We start from the raw sequence: 12,489 nt of genomic DNA, 5'->3' as shown, positions 1-12,489 counted from the left end.
GACACTCGCGTGCTCAGAACAGCGGTAGTCCCAAAACGGCCTTGCCGATGAACTCGCGCAAAACATCGCCCGTCGGCGCCATGATTGCTCCCGCATGGGCATCGCGGAACAACCGCTCGATCGAGAGATGCTTGGAAAACGCTGCGCCCCCACACACTCGCATCGCTGCCGAGGTGACGGCGATCGCAACATCTCCCGCCGCCGCCTTGCTCTCGAGCACGCGCAACATGGTCGCCTCTTGGGGCCGTTCAAGGTGATCGATGAGATCGTCGACGCGCACGGCGAGCCCATCGGTGTCGATCTGCATCGTCGCAAGCTGCGCGCGGAGCGTCGGCAGGCTCTCTCCGAGGGTCTGGCCCAAATGCTCGAAGCGAGCGCTATTGAGATGGGCCGCGGTCCCCGCGACCGCGGCCCGGCAAAGACCAAGCGCGACCGCCGATGTCCCGAGGTTGAACAGCGGAAGCACGACCTCCAGCATCGCCTTGAACCCCGCACCGTCGTCGGTCAGCTGGAACTCGGGTGCGATCTCACAATCCTCGAGGATCATCGGCGCGGAGGCGTTGGCCCGCATCCCAAGACCATCCCAGGCGCCGGCGACCGACAGTCCGATCGTGTTACTCGCAACAAGATAAAGGGTTGAATCCGTTGGGCTCTTGCCTTCAGGCGCAAGCGCCGAGACCACATAGCTTTGCGCGTGACCGGCGCTCGTCACCCATGATTTCTTGGCAGTGAGATGCACATTGACAGCGCTTCGCTTTGCGCGCGAGACTGGTGCCCAGAAGTGGCTGCGCGATCCGGCTTCGCTGAATGCCAGGGTCGTCAGGTGTCTTCCGGCCAAAATGTCCGCCAGTGTCTGCGAGACCGCGGCACCCGGACGAGCTCCCGCAATCGTTGCGGTGGCGCACATGTGCATCAAGTAAACCATCGCGGCGGACGCGTCCGCCTCCGCAAGCGTGGCGATGACGGCAGCGAGCGTCCGAGGTCCGAGCGCCGAGCCGCCAACCTCAGTGGGCAGCGTGATTCCGAGCAATCCGGCCGGACCAAGCGCCGCAATTGCCTCGGACGAAAATCGAGCTTCCTTGTCATTTTGCCTGGCTGCCGGCCCGAGAATGCGATCGGCGATTTCTTTGGCATTCGAAACTGCGGTCTCGTGGTTCATGACAATCCTCGACACCTGCGCACAGCCTGCCAAGTTCGAAATTAGCGAACCCGCCCTTTTCTTGCGACCAATGCTACGCGACCCGCAGCACCGGATCAACACGACCGGCTTCGGGGTATGGCAGAATCTGGATATCCCAGCAGCGTGCAAGGGCCGTTCTTATTACGTCCGTCAAAGCCATTTCGTTACATCCTTCGAAATCTTTTTAAGGCTCGGTGAAACCTTTGGCCTCTTCCGGCGGCAGCTATCCGGTGACGCTTGCCGGCTGTCGATGAGAACGCTACCAATGACCGGCAATGGTGTGACGAGGTTTGTCCGGCGATGGCGGTCAATGATGGCGGGGCCCCGCTGCCGTGAGCGGCGCGGCGATCGGGATCATCGGCAAGGCGCCGCAGCCCGGCCGCTCAAAGACGCGGCTTGCGGGGGCTATTGGTCCTGCAGCCGCTTCCGAACTGTCGGCTTGCTTTCTGCGCGACGTCGCCGCGGCCATAGAGGCGGTACCGGAGGTGCTTGGCAGGCGCGGCTATGGCGTCTACGCGCCGGCCGGCGCCGAAGACGTTATTCGGCAGCTGCTTCCTGCGGGTTTCGGACTGCTGTTACAGACCGGTGAAGATCTCGGACACGTGCTGCTTGGCGCTACGTGTGCGCTCCTCGATGCCGGACATGACTGCGTCCTGCTCGTCAATGGCGACAGCCCAACCCTGCCAACTCGCCTGCTGGTGCAGGCGATCGAAGCCCTGCGCGAGCCCGGCGATCGGATGGTGCTCGGGCCGGCAAGCGACGGCGGCTACTATCTCATCGGCTTGAAGCATCCGCATCGGCAATTGTTCACACGGATCGCGTGGGGAACGGATAGCGTGGCGAGCAGCACTTGCGAGCGCGCCGCCGAAATCGAACTTGCCACAACGCTGCTTTCGGAATGGTACGATGTCGACGACATCCAAACTTTGCGCTGGCTTCAGGACGAGCTGGCCGGGCACTCGACCCGCTTTCTTGGCGGTGGGTTTGCTGCGGCGAGCCGGGCCTTTCTCCGAGCCGCGCCGCTGACAAACCTGTGAAGCCAATGCCAGGGGCTGCTACCAATCAATTCGGTCGACTGGCGCGCTTCGCGGACAACGTGCTTCCGCTTCATCTCCTGGTGGGCATCGGTATTGTCCTCGTCGGCTTGACGCTTGTGACCCCGTTCGCCTTCGAGGCTTTCGGTGACAACGCCTTCATGGCCGCGACTATCCCTGCGGGTCTACTGACGATTGCGGCGACACGGCTCGCCGAGCGCGCGCCAGATAGGCGTGCGCTGTGGCTCGTCTTTGGCCTTGCGATCGTTCTGAGAGGCTATGCGCTGTGGTTCGATCCGATGCTGTCCAGCGACGTCTATCGCTATGTCTGGGATGGCAGGGTTCAGGCCGCCGGCATCAATCCATACCGCTATGTCGCCGCCGATGAGGCGCTGGCGTTTCTACGAGATGGGACGATCTTTCCCCACATCAATCGGGCCGATACCGCCGTCACCATCTATCCTCCGGTGGCGCAATTTTTCTTTCTCGTCGTCACGCGAGTCGGTGAGAGCGTGACTGTGATGCGTGTCGCGCTGCTGGGGTGCGAGTCCGTCACTGTTTTGCTGATAGTGCTCCTGCTTCGGCGAATGGGCCGCCCGCTGACGCGGGTGACCGCCTATCTCTGGCATCCGCTTCCCGTGTGGGAGATTGCCAATAGCGGCCATGTCGACGCGCTGATGGTGGCGCTGATGCTGCTCGGCCTGTGGATTGCGCTGGCCGGTCATGCGCTCCGCGGCGCCGTCGTGATCGCGTTTTCGGTGCTGGTGAAACCATACGTTGCGCCGGTGCTGGCCGGGATCTGGCGGCCGTGGGACGTCAAAATGCCGCTCGTCGTATTCGCCACCGCCGCACTTTGCTATCTTCCCTATTTGTCGGTCGGTTGGAGAGTTCTCGGCTTCCTGACCGAAGGCTATCTGACGGAAGAGGGCATCCGTGCCGGCAATGATCTCTGGCTGTTGTCGCTCTGGCGGCTAGTGTTTGGCGAGCATCAAAGTGATGTCGTCGCGTACGTTGTGCTGGCCGCGCTGATCCTCCTTTTCAAAGGGCTTTCTGTGGCCCGCAGCTCTCATCGCAGCGTCGCGTCCACGCTTGCCGACATCAACATGCTGTTACTCGTCACGCTCCTGTTATTGTCGCCAAACTATCCTTGGTATTTTCTTGTCATCACCCCGTTTGTCGCCCTATGTGGCTCCGCGCCAACATGGGTCGCGTCGATGGGAGCGCTGTTGCTGTCAGAGCAACTCGACTGGGATTTCTACATTCCAAGAATGGTGACCAAGTCGGTACTGTTCGGAGGTCTCTTGCTTGCTTGGGCCTTCATGGCCTGGACGACTCGCATGCAGCGAACCGCAGATACAGGGACATCGGCATGAGTAGTTCCGGCGAAGTGGCAGGTGCCCAGGCGCGCTTCGATCCGCGTCGCTATCACGAGCAGGTCACGGGCGAGCGCACGGAGGTCGCGCAGCGACCGCCGGTTTGCCTTTATCTCGAAGTGACCAATCGTTGCAATCTGTTGTGTACCACTTGTCCTCGCACCTATGAGGAGCTCGAGCCGGCGGCAGACATGAGATGGGACCTGTTCACGTCGATTGTCGATCAGGCGCCCGGTCTTACGCGGGCGGTCCTGCATGGCGTCGGCGAACCGATGCTGGTTGCGAACCTGCCACGGATGGTCAGGTACCTGAAGGACGGCGGCGTTTACGTCCTGTTCAACACCAATGGAACGGTTCTCAGTGAGCGCAACGGCCGTGCGCTGATCGACGCCGGACTTGATGAATTGCGTGTGTCGCTCGACGCCTCAAACCGCGAGAGTTTTAAGGCGATCCGGGGAAGGGATTATTTCGGCCGCATCACCCGCAATGTGCGTGCGTTTCGCGAGCTGCAGGAGCGGGAAGGGCACAGGAAGCCGCTCGTTTCCATATGGCTCACAGGCCTCAAAGAGACCGTCACGGAACTCCCGGCATTCGTGAAGGTTGCGGCCGAAATCGGCGTCAAGGAAGTCTATCTGCAACGGCTGGTGTTTTTTGACGAAGCGGCAATCGGTAAGGCGCGGCCGGATCAAGCCTTGTTCGAGCGCCTGACCGAGGGGGAAGCCGAATGTCTGAAGCAGGCCGAGGATCTGGCGCGCTCCCTTGGCGTGACCTTCAGCGCGTCCGGCGCGACGAGCGAGCCGGGATTAAGTCTGAAAGGCAGCGGTGACAGTTCGCCCTGGTCGCTGTGCCGGCGCCCGTGGTCGCTGATGTATTTCACGGCCAATGGCCGCGCATTGCCGTGCTGTATCGCGCCGTTTTCGCAGCACGGTTACGACAATTATACCCTTGGGCATGCAGGGCGGCAGTCCTTGCGAGAAATCTGGAATGGGCCGGCGTATCGGGACTTTCGCGCGGCGCTGCTGTCCGACGAGCCGCCGAAAAGCTGCGCCAATTGCGGTCTGCGCTGGAGCCTGTAAGCGAGGTGGCCGTCGTTTCAGCGATCATTCCCTGTCTCGACGAGGAAGCGGCGATTGGGCCGGTTGTGACCGCGGTGCTGGCGCAGAATGTGAGCGAAGTTATCGTGGTCGACGGCGGCTCGCGGGATCGTACCGCCGAGCGGGCCGAGGCCGCTGGGGCGCATGTTGTTGTAGAGCCGCGACGCGGTTACGGTCGCGCAATCCAGGCAGGCATTGCTGCAGCGCGTGACGACGCCGACATTCTTCTCTTCCTCGACGGCGACGGCAGCGATCCTGCAGAATTCATTCCCGAGTTGGTGTCGCCAATTGTTGCGGGCCAGGCTGTCTTCGTACTCGGCTCGCGCGTTCGCGGACCACGCGAGCCCGGCAGCCTGGCGCCGCAGCAGCTCATCGCGGCCCATGTCGGCCGGCTGCTCCTGCGGTTCGCCTACGGCGCAAGCTTCACCGACCTGTCGCCATTTCGCGCCATCCGCCGGGACGAACTCAACCGTCTTGGCATGAAAGAGGAAACCTATGGCTGGAATCTGGAAATGCTGATGCGGGTCGCGGCCGCCCGGCTGCCGGCAATGGAGATCGCCGTTGGACAACGCCACCGGATCGGCGGCGTATCGAAGGTGTCCGGCAATCTCATCGCGGGCGTCAAGGCGGTCTGGTCCATTTCGACGACGTTCGTTCGCATCGCGCTTGAGCTGTGAGCTTCTTACAGACAATAGTTGTCGGGAGCGGTCACCAGTGCGTGCCGCAAGCAACGATGTCGCGGGGAGACTTTCGGCCGGCTTCCGGAGGTGGAGAAAACACCGCCAGGTATCCGCCATCGCCTGCGAGCTGATAAGTGGCTATCTCGTGATAGCCGACGGCGGACAGTTCGCAGCGCAAGAGCTCAATCGGCGTGCCATGCTGCGGCGTTGGGCGTTCGAGGTCGACAATTCCGATGCGCGCGCCCGGCTTCAAGGCAGGCGCGAGATTGTAGAGGAAGGCATAGGGCTGGGTGATCTCGTGATACATGTGCACGAGGATGGCGGCATCCAGCGAGGACGCGGGCAGGCGAGGGTCGTGCGGTTCGCCCATCGCGAATTTGACGTTTGTCAGCTTAAGGCGTTCCGTTCGCCTGGCGAGCTCGATGAGATAATCCCGCGTGACATCCTCGGCGACGACGGAGCCGCTGGGGCCGACGAGCGGCGACAGATGAACCGTGTGGTAGCCACTGCCCGCACCAATGTCGCCGACCGTCATGCCCGGCTTTAGTTCAAGGCGGCGGGCGACCTCACCGCCCTCATTGAGGGCGTCACGGTGTTCCTCGGAGGAGCGGCGTGGGCTGACGATCTCTGCAACCGGGCGCCGTGGTGAGGGAAACTCGTTTGCGGCAACTCCGGGCGGAGCCAGGTAGCCGAAGTCGGCGGCGTGTGCGCAAGTTGGACCCAGCGCCACAAGGAGCGTCACTGCACGGGCCAGTGCTATCATGGGGCTCGTCCTCAAAACGTTGGCGACTAGCCCGCGATATTGAAGAACCAGCCGACAAAGCCCTTCCCCTCGCGGACGGTGGGGACGTTGCGGCGCAACCAGGCATCGAGGCCGAGACTCCGGCCGGCACCCTTGAGCGCAAACAGGAACATCAGCAGGGCCAGGCACATATACGTCCACGGCCACTCGGACGGGTTGGCGTAGAGGCCGAGCCAGAGCTGCAGCGTATAGACCAAGGCCAGTACGCCCACGAACCGCACTGCAAGCCCAAGCAGCATCGACCCGGCGAACACAAGCTCGGCCAGAAAGACGATCGGCCCGAAGATCGTCATGTGAGGCAACACCGTGTCCTTCAAAAACGTACGGTGAAACTCGAAGGCCGCGCTCGTCGATTCCTGTTCGGTCCAGTACTGCAGACCGTCAGAAACCGGTAGCGGCAATTTCCACAACATCCCCTGGAACCAAAGGCAGCCGATCAGGACGCGGGCCAGCCAGATTCCCAGGTGTTGGCCGGTCCGTTGCGTCGAATCCTCCCGCCAATTCCGGATGGCCACTACAATGCTGGCAAGCACCAACGCCCAGAACAGTGCTAGGATCAGAAAGCGCCAATTTCCTTGGTGGAGATAGTCATTCGTCGTCGCGGTCAGGAAATGCCAGACGTCGGTGAAGGGATTGGTGGGCATGTGCGCGAGCTCCGAACCAGGATTCCTACAGTTCTTCGACGTAATATTGATTGAAGCGTTACCGTGCGCATCCGTTAGCTAACCAGCGCACCGCCGTGCGGGCGGTCGGGCGATGCGCTTGGCCCTTACTATCAGCGGCCCGGACGAGCCCCTCTGACGGTCACTGGGCGTTGATCCAATTATCGGATCCCGTTAGTTTAACGGACACATCCGTAATGGTAATCCGGAAGGTCTCCCCGTCCACTAACCCTGGATGATCTGTTGAAATCAGGAGTGGGCCAGCCCTTTTGTAGTCCGCATATTTGGCCGACACGAGGTGGGGCGGGTTGGCTGCGCCCCGATGGTAGACGATCTCCTCTATCCGCTTGTCGGCACCAACATAGAGATCCCAGGTGTCGCCGGGCTGGTAGCCGCCCTCTGACGGGTATTTCATCACGACCCGCTGAGCGGACGTGTCACCCGTCGGTCGCTTCTGCTGGCCCTCGTCAGTCGCGGCCGCGCCGTCCCATAGCAGATGGAACGGTAGGAGTAGCCAATACTGATCGTTGGCGAATGCCGGATCGACTTCCTTCTTGACGACATCGCTTTGACTAGAGATTTGTGAGCGCTGATAGGTCACCTTGACCGAATTGCCTTCCTTGTCTTTGCCCTCGAAAGACACCGTGCCGGTCTTCGGGCCCCACTCCCATTTGTTAGAAAGATTGTGACCGCCAGGAAACTCACCATTCCAGGTGTACCGGATTGCCTCGACTTGTCCGAACGAATCGAGTCCGTAGGTCTTGGCGATCTGTTCGGCAATCGCCGGCTCCGCCCTCGATGGCGCAGGAGAGACCAGCAGCATGCTCAAGGCCAGAAGAAAGATCAGATTGAAGTGTCTCGTTTCGCTGCGTGCCAGAATAAGAGTTCTGCTCATATCGAGCTCCCTGATTTTGGATGCAAAAAACGCCGACTGAGCCAAGGCTCGGGTCGCCCAACGCGACTTAGGTCCGGCCGGAACCGAGGCGTAGACGTGGCGACGGAGAGACTATCTATCGCGTTGCGCACGAATGGCGGTTCGGCAGGTACGTCGCGCCTAAGGAGACTACCCGAACATTCGCGCAGATGCAGGAAAATTGCCTGTTACGTATTGTGAGAGACCGTTAGCGGTCGCGAGCCGCGGCAATTCATGTTCCAGGCGGCTGAGATCTGCCTGGCCTTTGCGCGGCCAAAGCGTGACCTCGCCGGAGTGGCAGCTTTGCCGAATATCGTTGAGTTCGCCCCCTGGGCGACATGGCGGGCGTAGCGCCCGGGCGCTTCATCAGTTCCGCCCATGCGTGGCCCATGCGTTCCCGGTGCTCGTTGGCTTACCGGAGAAACCGTTGCCGGGCATCGACAGGATGACGACGTCGAACGCGTCTTCGGCCTTCCCGCCATGCGCGGTTGGATCGGTAGCGGCCCGATGAGCTTGATCTGCTCCAGCACCGGGCGTGGCCAACCATAATTGATGACCAAGGCAAGCGCGTCCTTGTGGCCCGACCGGACATGGATGAAGTGAATGTCGAGATGAGCGTGCGCACCTGCTCTTTGATGGCTTCGCGAATCGCTTTATCGTTCTCACATTGTCAACACTTTGGGGGTTCGATATGGACGACGTTAAAGCTGCTATCGAACGAACGACCGATGCAATGGGCGCCCCTCCGGAAGCACCTGCGGAAGCGCCGAAGCCTGAGATGAAGAAAGTCCGGCACGCCGCAAAGAAAGTCGCTAAGAAGGTCGGGCCAAAGAAGAAGGTCGGTAAGAAGGCCAAGAAGTCAGTCAAGAAATCCGCAAAGAAAGCGCCCAAGAAGGCGAAAGCCAAGAAAAAAAAGACAAAGAAAGCGAAGCGCTGAGGTCAAACGAAAACCTCCTGACGAAGGTCGGGAGGTTTTTTGCTTTCGTCTCTTGGAAGGCGAGCCCGCATCTCGGCGATGGTCATCGCTCGGCTGCAACAAAAAGTACCGGCGATGATCAGCCAATGAGGAAGCTGAAGCTGCATCACCTGGTCGAGCATTCTAGGATCTCTTCGACTTCAGCCCGATCTTGGATGAGCCGCTATTGTTTTGGTGCTTCGGAAGGTGCTTCTGGCGCTGGGGGCTCGGCGGCCGGTGTGGTGCCTCTGAGTTCTGACGGAGCCGCACAATCGCCGGCCCAAATCTTGGTGCCCTTTACCGTGCCGACTAGTTTGCAACCCATCGGCGGCTGCGGCTTGGCCTGCACTGGTCTTTTAGCCGCCTTCGGTGGAGGACTCTGAGCAAGCGCACTCGTTGCAAACAAAAGGGCGAGAAGTCCGACCGCTACCTTCATGATTTTCGTACTCCACTTTCCCCTTTCGCTCGGCCTTCATGGAGGGCGCTGGATTATTTCGACTTTGCCTTCCAGCCCGATCTGGATCAGCCGGCGGATAGCCTCGATTTGATTTACGGGCTCATTGGTCGGCCCAATGTAACATCCGGTCAGGTACTTCAGGAAGGCTTGGCAGGCCTCCTCCGCTTCAGTGAGAGTCTTGAAGGGCGAGCCTATCAATTTGATTGCAGGTCTGTTCGGATGGATGGGACGCCACGAGGCAAGATAGCCGGGTCGTCCGTGAAGACCAGGACCAGTGCGGCTATCGAAGCTGATCACGAACGAAAAGCCGCGGCTGCTCGCGCTCCACACTTCCAGATCGTTCACGGGACTCATTATGCGGCTGAATTGCATGATACATCCGACAAAGGCCCGCACTGCCGGAATAGAAACTGATTTTAGCTGAGTCGGAAAATGCAGCGAGGCGGAATTAACGGCAGTTTTCCCCAAGCTGCGTCGGATGCGGTGGCACGCTAGGGCTGGAAACTTGGGACGGGTCAAGCCTGCGCGAGCGCGTCCATCACCCGGTGCATCGCCGGGTGGGTGCGGTTCTTGACCTTCACCCAATACATCGACCGTCCGGCCTGATACGGCCGGTCCCGGTGCTTCGAGACCAATCCTTCCAGCCCAATGCGGCAGGCCGCCCGGAATAGGTCTGGCCCGATCTCGCCGCTCTCGAAGGGTGCAACAGTGATCCCGTCCGGTCGCCTCGCCAGAAACCGCTCCAGGTTCGACTTGTAGTGCAGCGGCAACTCCCGTAGGTCGTTACCGCCCATGGCGAGAATGTCGAAGGCGTAGAGCTGAACTTCGTGATCGTGCTTGCGGGAGTGGAGCGCAATGAAATCGGAGATTCCGTCGACACCGAGCACCACAGCCTCGCCATCGATGACGAAAGGCGTTTGCCGATTCCTCTGCAATCCATGGATAGCGCTTGGTCCAGTCGCTGCCGTTGCGAGACAGCACGCATCACGATCTTGAGCGCATCATCGGGCAACGGCCGTTGCAGCGCCTACGCCTCATCCCATGGCGCGCGCATCCAGACATCGCGCTATTCATCGGGTCGTTAGGATCACCGGCATCGCCTTCGGATGGATCGGTTTCCCAATGCGTTGGCCTCGGTGTTCGCGCTTGTCACGGCGCTCGAAGAGTTGGTTTCCCGGAAGATCAGCTTGCTTGACATAACTCAAGGGCTGCCTTTGCGGGACAATCTCAATATGGCGGCACGTACGAGATGACGCTCAATCGCAAATGGGGCTGGTGGGAATGGAGGGTAAGTGACCGTTCCGGGAAGACTATTACGTTCGGACGCGTGATTTCGCATTCCGCCGCAAGGTACAAAGCCGCGCGGGCCTTGTTTCAACTATTGCTCACGTCGGGGCTATGTGATCTGGAGAAATTGAAACGCAGGCAGCGTCGCTGAGTAAGGGACAGCGCCCCCTAGGTTCATTTGGGCCCCGTGGTGGATGGGCTGGTCAGACCAAGCTATTCGCGGCGCGCATCGGCCCTTAGGCCGTCGGGCGTAACCTCATAGTCCTCGCCTCGATGCCTGAGCCAGCCTGCCTTGACCATCGCGATTGCGGTCTCCTCGCTGCATAAACGGTGGTTGTCGCCAGGAGAATACAGTTTCCCATTGTGCGCGATTAGGCGACCGTACAGGTGCGCCTGCCTCAACACTCTGCGCATTCCGGGCGAGGGCTTGACCATAGCGCCTGTCAACTTTGGCTGCCCGTATTTGTTCCGGTGAATTTATCGCTGCGCGTCGTCGCGGCGAAGGGGAATTCCCGGAAATCGATGCAGTTGGGCACGGCGAGAGCGACAGCCCGTCACCGAGACAGAAATGCCAATCCACTGTCCCATGCCACAGCAGAAAGGCCGCCCGAAAGCGGCCTCTGAAAGTCTAAAGCGCTGATCTAATAAAGTAGGTCAAAGAACCTTTGGCAGCATAGCCGCCCGCCCCCGGGCTCAACATCGTTACGAATTCAAAGTTCTTCAGCCCCGGTACCAGCAAGGCTACGCTTGGCAGGTGCGGTCGCACAAATGAATTATTTTTCCGGAGAAGGAAGTGCTAGCACCTCAGCCGCACGTTCGGCCGCGATTCGGGACCGAGGTGCCTTAAAGCCAGTCGCGGGACTTGGCGACGATGGCGGAGAGGATGCTGAGGCGGCACCGCAAGCCGGCCGCAACTGGTCCGGGACAGTAGTGTCTCCCAATTCCCACACTGCGACCGGAAAGGCGTCTGTTCGTCGGCTTTCGAACAGACGGGGTAGGCCATCTGTTCAAACCTTGCGGCGTTTTCATACCGATGGATATTTGCGATCCGCTACAGGTGAACGACTGGGGACGGCCCTGCAATTCCACCGTGCCATCGAACACATGGAAATATGGAGCGCAAGCAGCGAGGGCTTGTCGTTCGTGATCAGCTATGAGAGTCCCACCGGCCCCGGCTTTCGCGGGCGCGCCGGCTATGTGGCGTCGTGGCGCCGCGCTATCGGGGGCAGCGGCGCGATCAAGATCGGCGGTTCACCGTTCAAGACTTTCGCGGAAGCCGATGAAGCCTGCAAAACTATGCTTATGCACCTCAACAGAGATCACTGAAATCACGCTCGTTGGCGGAAACATCACTAAATGACCCGGCTCGGAAGTCTCTGCTACGTTGCAGCTTTGTGTTTCGACGATGCTTCATCGAGATTTTTTTTCTCCCCCGGCTGGGTCGATCACTTACCCCTGTTCTTCCATTCAGCCCGAAGTTTACCGACTGCGTGCTGCACCTGGGTCCATGACAGACCAAGGTCACGCGCCGCCTCTTTGCGGGAGCATCCTAGGTGAGTCTCGTAGTAACCGCGAACTCGCTCCATATTGAACGCGGCCGTGTCGTGCACACTCGGACTGAGCTGAGCGCTTGCTGCCGTGCGCGCGAGATCGATGATCCACTTCGGCGCTTCGGCAAGGTCACGCATTCAGCATCCTCCAAACAAGAAATCGTCCATTCCGTTGTTGCCGAATCCGGTGACTGGCCCCTCTGCTTTGTCTTGAAACACAGTGGGACTCTTCGAGCCAGGCCGGATTATCCGAGGCCACTCTGGCGCAACGCTCTCGCCAAGGCTGTGACGCCTATCACGCTGGCCTGCGTCACGACAGCCGCCTTTTTCAACGGAATCGGCCCGTCAGCGAAGTGGCGGCACGTCTTGTTGAGGTCCGCTCAGCGCAGTGAAGCGGTCGAGATTTGCTCACGTTGAGTTCTTCGCATTTTGACCCGGAACGGAGTGCGCCAGGAAAGCTGGCAAAGAATAGGAGGTGAAAGTCCCCCATGGGGTAAGGACT

The 12,489-nt window shown here is 60.3% G+C and carries 14 protein-coding genes and 1 pseudogene; 6 read left to right on the top strand and 9 right to left on the bottom strand.

From position 1 onward, the window contains the following. Positions 1–13 precede the first annotated feature (13 nt). A complete protein-coding gene (locus Q2941_RS30835) occupies positions 14–1,159 on the bottom strand; it encodes an acyl-CoA dehydrogenase family protein (RefSeq protein WP_458194763.1) in 1,146 nt (381 codons plus the stop codon). A 353-nt stretch (positions 1,160–1,512) separates the two neighbouring features. On the opposite strand from Q2941_RS30835, the gene Q2941_RS30830 reads away from it, so the two are divergent. From Q2941_RS30830 to Q2941_RS30815, 4 genes are read left to right on the top strand one after another with little or no spacing between them, the layout of a single operon-like run. Continuing rightward, complete coding sequence (locus Q2941_RS30830) at positions 1,513–2,217, top strand: TIGR04282 family arsenosugar biosynthesis glycosyltransferase (protein ID WP_458194762.1); 705 nt, start codon at positions 1,513–1,515, stop codon at positions 2,215–2,217. A gap of 5 nt (positions 2,218–2,222) precedes the next feature. Further along, on the top strand, positions 2,223–3,587 hold the full coding sequence (locus tag Q2941_RS30825) for an MptA/MptB family glycosyltransferase (protein WP_479684038.1): 1,365 nt from the start codon (positions 2,223–2,225) through the stop codon (positions 3,585–3,587). Between the two features lie 14 nt (positions 3,588–3,601). Then, on the top strand, positions 3,602–4,663 hold the full coding sequence (locus Q2941_RS30820; protein ID WP_458194760.1) for a radical SAM/SPASM domain-containing protein: 1,062 nt from the start codon (positions 3,602–3,604) through the stop codon (positions 4,661–4,663). Positions 4,664–4,668: 5 nt separating this feature from the next. Continuing rightward, positions 4,669–5,358, top strand: a complete 690-nt coding sequence (locus Q2941_RS30815) for a glycosyltransferase family 2 protein (protein ID WP_458194759.1) — start codon at positions 4,669–4,671, stop codon at positions 5,356–5,358. Positions 5,359–5,389: 31 nt separating this feature from the next. On the opposite strand, the gene Q2941_RS30810 is transcribed toward Q2941_RS30815, so the two are convergent. From Q2941_RS30810 to Q2941_RS30795, 4 genes and pseudogenes are all read right to left on the bottom strand, one after another. Continuing rightward, positions 5,390–6,124 (bottom strand): class I SAM-dependent methyltransferase, encoded by a 735-nt coding sequence (locus Q2941_RS30810; protein ID WP_458194758.1) that lies wholly within the window; start codon positions 6,122–6,124, stop codon positions 5,390–5,392. 26 nt (positions 6,125–6,150) lie between these two features. Further along, a complete protein-coding gene (locus Q2941_RS30805) occupies positions 6,151–6,807 on the bottom strand; it encodes a DoxX family protein (protein WP_458194757.1) in 657 nt (218 codons plus the stop codon). A 160-nt stretch (positions 6,808–6,967) separates the two neighbouring features. Then, positions 6,968–7,720, bottom strand: a complete 753-nt coding sequence (locus tag Q2941_RS30800; RefSeq protein ID WP_458194755.1) for a hypothetical protein — start codon at positions 7,718–7,720, stop codon at positions 6,968–6,970. Positions 7,721–8,058: 338 nt separating this feature from the next. Continuing rightward, positions 8,059–8,349: pseudogene (locus Q2941_RS30795) on the bottom strand (epoxide hydrolase N-terminal domain-containing protein); the annotation flags it as partial. 80 nt (positions 8,350–8,429) lie between these two features. On the opposite strand from Q2941_RS30795, the gene Q2941_RS30790 reads away from it, so the two are divergent. Continuing rightward, on the top strand, positions 8,430–8,675 hold the full coding sequence (locus Q2941_RS30790; protein WP_254107366.1) for a histone: 246 nt from the start codon (positions 8,430–8,432) through the stop codon (positions 8,673–8,675). 2 nt (positions 8,676–8,677) lie between these two features. On the opposite strand, the gene Q2941_RS30785 is transcribed toward Q2941_RS30790, so the two are convergent. From Q2941_RS30785 to Q2941_RS30775, 3 genes are all read right to left on the bottom strand, one after another. Beyond that, positions 8,678–8,836, bottom strand: a complete 159-nt coding sequence (locus Q2941_RS30785) for a hypothetical protein (RefSeq protein ID WP_254107364.1) — start codon at positions 8,834–8,836, stop codon at positions 8,678–8,680. Between the two features lie 329 nt (positions 8,837–9,165). Continuing rightward, entirely contained in the window at positions 9,166–9,522 is a 357-nt protein-coding gene (locus Q2941_RS30780) for a hypothetical protein (protein ID WP_371932909.1), read from the bottom strand. Between the two features lie 143 nt (positions 9,523–9,665). Beyond that, the gene (locus Q2941_RS30775) at positions 9,666–10,037 is read right to left on the bottom strand and encodes an ATP-dependent DNA ligase (protein WP_458194754.1); all 372 of its coding nucleotides are present in this window, start codon (positions 10,035–10,037) and stop codon (positions 9,666–9,668) included. A gap of 1,534 nt (positions 10,038–11,571) precedes the next feature. Between Q2941_RS30775 and Q2941_RS30770 the strand changes: the two genes are divergently transcribed. Continuing rightward, positions 11,572–11,763, top strand: a complete 192-nt coding sequence (locus Q2941_RS30770; RefSeq protein WP_371260580.1) for a hypothetical protein — start codon at positions 11,572–11,574, stop codon at positions 11,761–11,763. A 119-nt stretch (positions 11,764–11,882) separates the two neighbouring features. Here Q2941_RS30770 and Q2941_RS30765 read toward each other — a convergent pair whose 3' ends face one another. Further along, positions 11,883–12,125: a hypothetical protein gene (locus Q2941_RS30765; protein WP_027527522.1), complete on the bottom strand. Its 243-nt coding sequence runs from the start codon at positions 12,123–12,125 to the stop codon at positions 11,883–11,885. Positions 12,126–12,489 lie beyond the last annotated feature (364 nt).

This window comes from Bradyrhizobium sp. UFLA05-153, assembly GCF_054185185.1.
The sequence above is the reverse complement of the archived record's forward strand: the minus strand, read 5'-3'. Positions and strand labels throughout refer to the sequence as shown.

What these genes read in the sequence shown, in the direction of transcription:
- Q2941_RS30790 (WP_254107366.1), top strand. Translation starts at nt 8,430, where the DNA reads ATGGACGACGTTAAAGCTGCTATCGAACGAACGACCGATGCAATGGGC.
- Q2941_RS30785 (WP_254107364.1), bottom strand. Translation starts at nt 8,836, where the DNA reads ATGCTCGACCAGGTGATGCAGCTTCAGCTTCCTCATTGGCTGATCATC.
- Q2941_RS30835 (WP_458194763.1), bottom strand. Translation starts at nt 1,159, where the DNA reads ATGAACCACGAGACCGCAGTTTCGAATGCCAAAGAAATCGCCGATCGC.
- Q2941_RS30825 (WP_479684038.1), top strand. Translation starts at nt 2,223, where the DNA reads ATGCCAGGGGCTGCTACCAATCAATTCGGTCGACTGGCGCGCTTCGCG.
- Q2941_RS30800 (WP_458194755.1), bottom strand. Translation starts at nt 7,720, where the DNA reads ATGAGCAGAACTCTTATTCTGGCACGCAGCGAAACGAGACACTTCAAT.
- Q2941_RS30780 (WP_371932909.1), bottom strand. Translation starts at nt 9,522, where the DNA reads ATGCAATTCAGCCGCATAATGAGTCCCGTGAACGATCTGGAAGTGTGG.
- Q2941_RS30805 (WP_458194757.1), bottom strand. Translation starts at nt 6,807, where the DNA reads ATGCCCACCAATCCCTTCACCGACGTCTGGCATTTCCTGACCGCGACG.
- Q2941_RS30810 (WP_458194758.1), bottom strand. Translation starts at nt 6,124, where the DNA reads ATGATAGCACTGGCCCGTGCAGTGACGCTCCTTGTGGCGCTGGGTCCA.
- Q2941_RS30765 (WP_027527522.1), bottom strand. Translation starts at nt 12,125, where the DNA reads ATGCGTGACCTTGCCGAAGCGCCGAAGTGGATCATCGATCTCGCGCGC.